Here is a 6711-nt window from a genome sequence, read left to right as displayed (position 1 = left end):
CCCACTACCCGACGACCTACGCATTGCGCTGCTCGAAATCCGCGCCGACGGTGCGCACTAATTTGAGCCAAGTCGGGTGTTACGGGTTGGCCTCGTTGTCGCGTCATATGACGCTCCCATCTTGGCCGTGACGCGGCCGTTAATTGATCGGCGATGACGCAATCTCAGCTGGTCGCGCGCAACATATCGCCGATATGCAGATCCTACGCGGCTACGGCCACCAGGGACATGACGAATCGCTGGCACCCTCAGGTAGGCCCGTGGGCTGACCAGCGCACAGCAGCGCGGGAACCGGATTGTGCCGCTGCAAAATTGGAAATGGGCTGGCAGGAACATGCCTGCCAGCCCACTGCTACGAAACGACTGTTAAACGAGTGTCACGCCAATTGCCTGAGGCCCCTTGGTGCCCTGCCCAATTTCGAACTGAACCCGCTGGTTCTCCTCGAGAGAGCGGTACCCGCTGCCACTGATTTCTGAGTAGTGGACGAACACATCCTCGGTGCCGCCATCAGGAGCGATAAAGCCGAAGCCTTTGTCGCTGTTGAACCATTTCACAGTTCCCTGCGTCATACTTTTTCCAACTTCTTTCATATGAATGGATGTACGAAAAACATCCTGTGACAGGATAGCACGAGCGTCACGCGGTTCGGGGGGCGTGCAGCGTTTGAAACGCATTTGCGGCACTTAGGTTTTCGAAAAGCTGTTTCCGAGTGGCCTATCCGCTCTCTCTTCCGCGACGCGGACCCGTTGACTGGTGCGGTGAAGTGTCGCACGGTGTAGCGTCAAAGGTGCAGGCCACGCCGCCGAGACTGATGTTCGGAACGCTGACCGCATCCGAAACGATCTTGGCGCTGGCTCTGTTTGTCGATCCTCACACGCGTGTGTCGGTCAACCCGAAGTGAGGAGAGATGGAGCATCGAGTGACATACGTAGATCATCCCGTGGCGCAATGAATCGGGCTGTGCATGGCAGGCGCCTGGCCAGTCCGGTCCGGCTTACGCTGGCTGTTCAATTGGGTACGGCGCTGGACGGCGCGTGGTGGCCCCGTACAGCCTCGATACCACGCGAACTTCCCGAGTTGCTCGATGCTCTCTCCGCGAGATTGGGTGAAATCACAGCAATCAGGGTCAATTGGTCATCACTGGAAGGTGCGCCAGACCTGGACGCGCTGAATTGCTTAAAGGTCATACCGTTTCGCAGTCTTGCCCACCAACGCCTGATGGCGGTGAGTGGCAGTCAGGCCTCGGCAAAACTCTTGATAGTGCCGTGCCGGACTTCTAGTGCTCTGGCCATCACGGTGATGCGCCAGGCCGCAACGCTGCCCATCTTCCCCGTCGAACTGGGCACGCGAGAATTCCAGACGGGCAGGGACATTATCGAAGCCGTGCGCACCGCCGCTGCCGTTCCCGTTGCGCCGGAGCTAGATTCTACGATAGATAGCGGAGCCGTTGGCCAATCATCGTGATTTTCAGTCGGATTAGAACACGATGGGCAGGAAGATCGGCGTCGAAGGCGCTTATGGTGGCGGCGCCGACCATCACCACGGTCTCCTTCCGGTTGCGCTACGCCGCGATGTGGTCCCGTCGGTCCTCGGGTTCCGCAGGAGCAGTTCGGCGACGGGCGATTACGGGGAACGCGGTGAACCCGCTCATCAGCAGCAGGCCGGCGGCCTGCACCACGATGTACTGAGTGATACCGCGTTCGTACACGGCGTTCGCCAGCACCATTGCCGCAAAGCTGACGACGTACATCAGCACGACCGCCACGGTGCACTTGCTGATCCGACCGGCCGGCCGTGCCGCGCGTAGTGCCGATACCGCGATCGCGGCGTAGGCCGACACCAGCAGCAGCACCAGCGGCCACTGTGGGGCCCCCAGTAGGGTGACGACGGTCAGCGGTGACAGCAGGATCGTGCCGCCGACCAGTACGGTCAGGGCGCTCAGCGGTGCGAAGACGCCGAAGCACTTTGCGTTGGACCAGCGGGTCCGGGCTCCGTCGATGCGCGGCAGTGCCCACAACATCAGATAGATGAAGAGCGCGTCCCAAAGGCCCTGCCAGCACAGGTCGGCCAATGGCCAGCCGACCCAGTACTGGAACATCTTGAAATCGGGATCCCAAGTCCACCAGACGATGTGGCGAAGATTTCCCTCGACGATGTACGGCGCATCCAGGGCGATCATGAACAACCCGCCAGTGGCGGCGGCCTGCCAACGTTTCTGAATCCCCAGCGCCTCGACCACCTTGAATCCGGTGAACAGAATGGCGGGATAGAAGATCACCACATAGAAAGGCATCATCGTGGTGCCCTCCCACAGGGGAAGGGCGGTCCAGTTGATCATCAGCAGAAACTTGCCCTGGACGTACATGTTGAGCGTGGCCATGCCCGCCAACTCCAGGACCAGGCCGTAGATGGTCGCGGTCGCCAGCACCACCGCGTAGATTCGTGTGCCGCGCCGGAACTGCACGACACTGTATGCGGTCGCGGTGGCGAACATGGCCAGCATCAGCAGGTCGAACAGATTGGTCTGCCACGGCAGTTGGGCGGGGTTGTTGACGACGATGAGACTCACGCTCACCTGCCTTCCCGCTAGCCTCGATTTTGCGCGCCGGTGGGGTCCGGCGGTGCTGAGCCCCGAAAGTTGCTGAATTGCTGTTGTTTTGGGCTTGGGGCAGGTTCGATCCGCCCGTGTCGCCGGGGTGGGCGGGCTTTCCCAGGGCCGCGGGTCTTTCGGGTTGTCAGGCACGGTGGTGGGGCTGGTCAGGGGAAGGCGGCGCGGAGGCGTTGCCAGGCGGTCGCGATGGCCGCGGCCCAGCGCCAGGTGGCGTCGATGCGCAGCCGAAGTTGGCGGGCGCCGCGGGCGATGCGGGCCGCGACGTGCAGCACCCGGTAGCGGAAGGCGTGGATTTCGCAGCGGGCCAGCTCCGGTGTGTCGGTGAAGCCGATCAGTTGGGCCCAGGCGACCAGGTCAGCGGCGGCCAGCACGATCTCTAGCCAGGCGGCGTTGGACTGGAAATCATGGCAGGGCAGGTTTGCCAATCCGGCGGCCTTGGCCTCGCGGATGCGGTCCTCGACGCGGGCGTGCTGGCGGTGCCGTAGTTCCAGCCCGGCCAGCTGGCCGGGCACGGCCCCGGGCGCGGTGTCGGTGATGAAGGCGGTGATGCGCATGCCGTCGATGTCGGTGAAGCGCAGCTGCGCCCCTGGGTGGGGCCTCTCCTTGCGCAGGATCAGCCGGGTCCCGGAAGGCCAGGTCGATAGCCTGACCAGGGACGTGGCCTCAGCGACCCACGCCCCATTGCGCAGGTCACCACCGGAGTCGATCGCCGGATACCAGCCCTCGGCGAGGTGCAGGGTGTCCACGGCATCCCAGACGCGGGCATCGACGGGGAAACCGAAGGAGAACCCAACCCCCCGGTCGCGGCAGGCCTGAGCGAATCGGTGGGTGGCCCCGGCCGAATCCGAGCGCACCACCACCGCCGGTCCGCCCGGGTTCTGCGGGTCGGGACGCCAATCCGCCGGTAGCGAATCCAATGCCTGCTCAAGGACCGTGATGTGGTCGGCGGCGGTGTTCGAGCCAGCGTTCCCTTTGCGTAACAGCCCGGCCAGCGCCTCGCCGCCGGCGACCTCCGGGCGGTCCAAAAACGCCAGCAGCGGGTGATGACCGAAGGACTTCTTCCACGTCGGGGCCGCCTCAGCCTTGTTGTCGGAATGGTCGATCACCAGGGTGGCATCGATGTCGATATAGAGGGGCCGACCACGAGCGGGGGCGGCTCCGGCAGCCCAGGCCGCCGCCCGCGCAGCCGCTCGTGCGGCGCGAACCCCTGGCAGGTGGGCGGCGTCGATACGCTCATCGACCAGCCGCCACATCGTCGTCGTGGAGGCCTTGGCCCCGAATACATGCTCGCGATCCTCACAGAGCACGCCGACTCCGTCGATACAGTCCGCCCCGTCGGCCACCGCAGCAGCCAGATCAGCGAACACCGCCCCCGGGGCATAGATCCACGGCCCCTTGTAGGTATCCGCCAAAACCGCCGTGACCTGGGCCGACAACCCCGTCAGGTCGGCCAGTTCCCGCAACAGGCCCATCCCGGCGTGCGACACCACCCCACGTCCGTCCGCCGATACTTTCACCCGCCGCGCCACCGCGATACTCTTCACTTGCGAGGTGCCTCTCACGCATGTACCGATCTTCCTTAGACAAGTAGATCTTCCACTGCGGGACAGGCACCTTCGCGTATCAACACCCAGCTACATCGACATCCCGCGAAAAATCCGGGCTAGCGGGTGGACAATTCTCACACAATGTATGGTCAATAAGCGGAAAGTGTCAACGCACCCGCCGTTGCGGGTTTCAATTGCGTTGTGGGTGAGTGGGATTCAGGACGCCGGCAATTTGAGGCCGGCGTCCGCGTCCAGATGTGTGGTGGTGGCGACGACGGCGCGCTCGATACGTCGCAGCGAGCGCAGAATGCGCGGCAGTTCCTCCGGCTGATCCGATCCATCCCGTTGTGCGGCAATGGTTTCAGCGGCTTCTAGCGCATCGGATGCGGGGACGAGGGGCGCCGCGTGTTTACCGTCCAGTGCCGCTACCAGCGCATCGATGTTGTGTTGGATCTGTCGCGCGGCGGTGGTGACGGCGTCGGCGAGATCGGGTGGACATGCGGGGTCCACGTAACGTTCGCTGTTGCGTGCGAGGTTTCGTCCGTAGCGGTCGCAAATCGTGAACAATCGTAGGCTGCGTTGGATGTTGCGACGGCCGGCCAGTCCGGTCACACCGGCCAGCAGTGGCTTGGCGGTGACCCGGAACTGTTGCAGTTTCCGGTCGAGCTCACGCGCCTCCTCGGTGGGACTGTTCGCCCCTTGCTGACCGAACATTCGCGCGACGGATGTCTCGACCACCAGTGACAACGAGCTCAGAAACTCTCGACTGTCCTTGCGGATGGTGGTGCTGATCGTGGTGGGTAGCAACAGTATTGCCACGGCAACACCGATGACGGCACCAACGGCGGTCTCTTCGATACGCAGCACGAGCACTTCGACGCTGAACTGTCCGAGCAGTCCGTACAGCAGCGCCAACACCGTGGTGATCCAGAACGCCATCAGGCTTTGGGCGATCTGCATGAAATAGAACGCGCAGAACAGACACACAAAGATCATGACGAGCGATGCGGTGCTGTTTCCCGCGACCAATGTGGCGACGGCCATGCCGCAGGGCACGCCGAGGACGGTGCCCAGCAAGCGTTGCCAGCCCTTCGTCAGGGTCTCGGCCCAGGTGGTGGTACCGGCGAAAACGAGGAACGCCGCGATCACCGCCCAATACCAGCGCTCCGGCGAGATCCGGTCGCCCAGCACGATCGCCAGCGACGCCGCGACGGAGGCCTGAATGGCCTGCCGCGTCGTGGGCAACAGACCCCGGCGGGAACGGTCGGTGTCCACATCGGCCGAACCTGGCTCTGGGATGTCCTCCCCGGGCGGCGACGCAGGCCGGCTGTAGGGGTGTTCGAGCAGGGCGCGTACTTCCGAAGTGGCTGTCGCCGCGGCGATTATCGCCGAAGCAAGCCGCCGCACCATGGTGGTGCCCGACTCCTCGGACGCGGGCTCAACTGGGGGCTGCGAGTCCAAAACCTGCTGGGCGCGGCTCGCCACATCATGCAGCGTGCCGGACCGGGGGAGTCGGATCGCCCAGGCCAGTTGGGTCAAGGTGGCGGCGAGTTCGGCCCGGGTGGCGGCAGGTATCTCCGCCGCGACGAGGATGGCGCGCTGGCCGGCGATCGCGACCCACTCCACGGCCAGCTCGGCGTCGAACAACCAGGAAGTCAGCTCTTCGTCGCCGATCTCGGGTCCCAGCCTGGCCGGGTTCGCTTCGTCTTCGATTTGGCTCTGCACCATGAGCGCGGTGTCGTTGAGCCGGGCGATGCGGGCGCGGATGCGTCGCCGCCGGCGCTCGTCCAGGCGGCCGGCCCGCAGCGCTTCGGCGGTGGTGTCCACCACGATGGCCATGCGCGCCCGCAGCGAGCGGATGGTGGCGCGCAGGACCCGCTCGGGTCGGTCGGGCAGCACGTATGCGGTCATGACGAAGGTGCAGATCGTGCCCACGACGACCGCGACGACCATCCAGGGCAGCTCGCGAACCCCTGCCCGCAGGTACATGGTGAAGAAGTAGGCCATGAACGCGACCATGCCGAAGGCGCGTCCGCGGGGCCCGAAGCGTCGGATATACACCGCGACGAAAACGATGACGACAAAGACGACGTCGCTGGCCACGCGATACGGGGTGAGCAGGGCCGCGGCGGCGATCGACAGGGCCGCGGGGAGCGGCAGCAGCGCCATCGTGATGCGTTGTTGTCGCGGATCGGGCTCGTTCACCGATCGCGCCGCGATCATCGTGATGAGAGCGCCCAGCAACGCCACCGTCAGCGGCTGGCCTTCGGCCCTGGTGACCAGGGCCATCACCAGCAGGGCACACCCCAGCGCGGTCGTCGTCCGGATGGCCAGGCGTAGGCGCAACAGCCCCGGATCGGAGCCGATCGTCCAGATCTGTGCACGCTGGTAGAGGTCGGCCAGCCACGTCGGGGGAGTTGCCGGCCCATCGGGAGGGCGGCGCTCGCGGCGCTCACGCACGCCGTATCGACCCGACACCCGGGACCGCCTCTCCTTGCACCGACTTCGTCAACCGTCCTGATCCACATTGCCAGTGCGCCGCGTGGGGAGCG

Annotated in this window: 5 protein-coding genes; 1 reads left to right on the top strand and 4 read right to left on the bottom strand. The window is 64.8% G+C overall.

The genetic code is table 11. The features are described 5' to 3' along the window. Positions 1–366: 366 nt before the first annotated feature. Positions 367–570, bottom strand: coding sequence for a cold-shock protein (locus BST27_RS23810; RefSeq protein ID WP_069422673.1), 204 nt, complete (start codon positions 568–570; stop codon positions 367–369). 442 nt (positions 571–1012) lie between these two features. Here BST27_RS23810 and BST27_RS23805 point away from each other — a divergent pair, with 442 nt between their 5' ends. Then, complete coding sequence (locus BST27_RS23805) at positions 1013–1465, top strand: DUF5994 family protein (protein WP_232007493.1); 453 nt, start codon at positions 1013–1015, stop codon at positions 1463–1465. Between the two features lie 97 nt (positions 1466–1562). Here BST27_RS23805 and BST27_RS23800 read toward each other — a convergent pair whose 3' ends face one another. From BST27_RS23800 to BST27_RS23790, 3 genes are all read right to left on the bottom strand, one after another. Then, a complete protein-coding gene (locus tag BST27_RS23800) occupies positions 1563–2570 on the bottom strand; it encodes a hypothetical protein (RefSeq protein ID WP_139805329.1) in 1008 nt (335 codons plus the stop codon). Positions 2571–2758: 188 nt separating this feature from the next. Further along, the gene (locus BST27_RS23795) at positions 2759–4156 is read right to left on the bottom strand and encodes an IS1380 family transposase (protein ID WP_069421498.1); all 1398 of its coding nucleotides are present in this window, start codon (positions 4154–4156) and stop codon (positions 2759–2761) included. 219 nt (positions 4157–4375) lie between these two features. Further along, positions 4376–6562 (bottom strand): FUSC family protein, encoded by a 2187-nt coding sequence (locus BST27_RS23790; protein WP_069421506.1) that lies wholly within the window; start codon positions 6560–6562, stop codon positions 4376–4378. Positions 6563–6711: the final 149 nt, after the last annotated feature.

It is taken from the genome of Mycobacterium intermedium, from assembly GCF_002086275.1.
In the GTDB taxonomy this organism is placed as follows: Bacteria; Actinomycetota; Actinomycetes; order Mycobacteriales; family Mycobacteriaceae; genus Mycobacterium; species Mycobacterium intermedium.
Note: the sequence above shows the minus strand (reverse complement) of the source record. Positions and strands in the feature narration are given on the sequence as shown.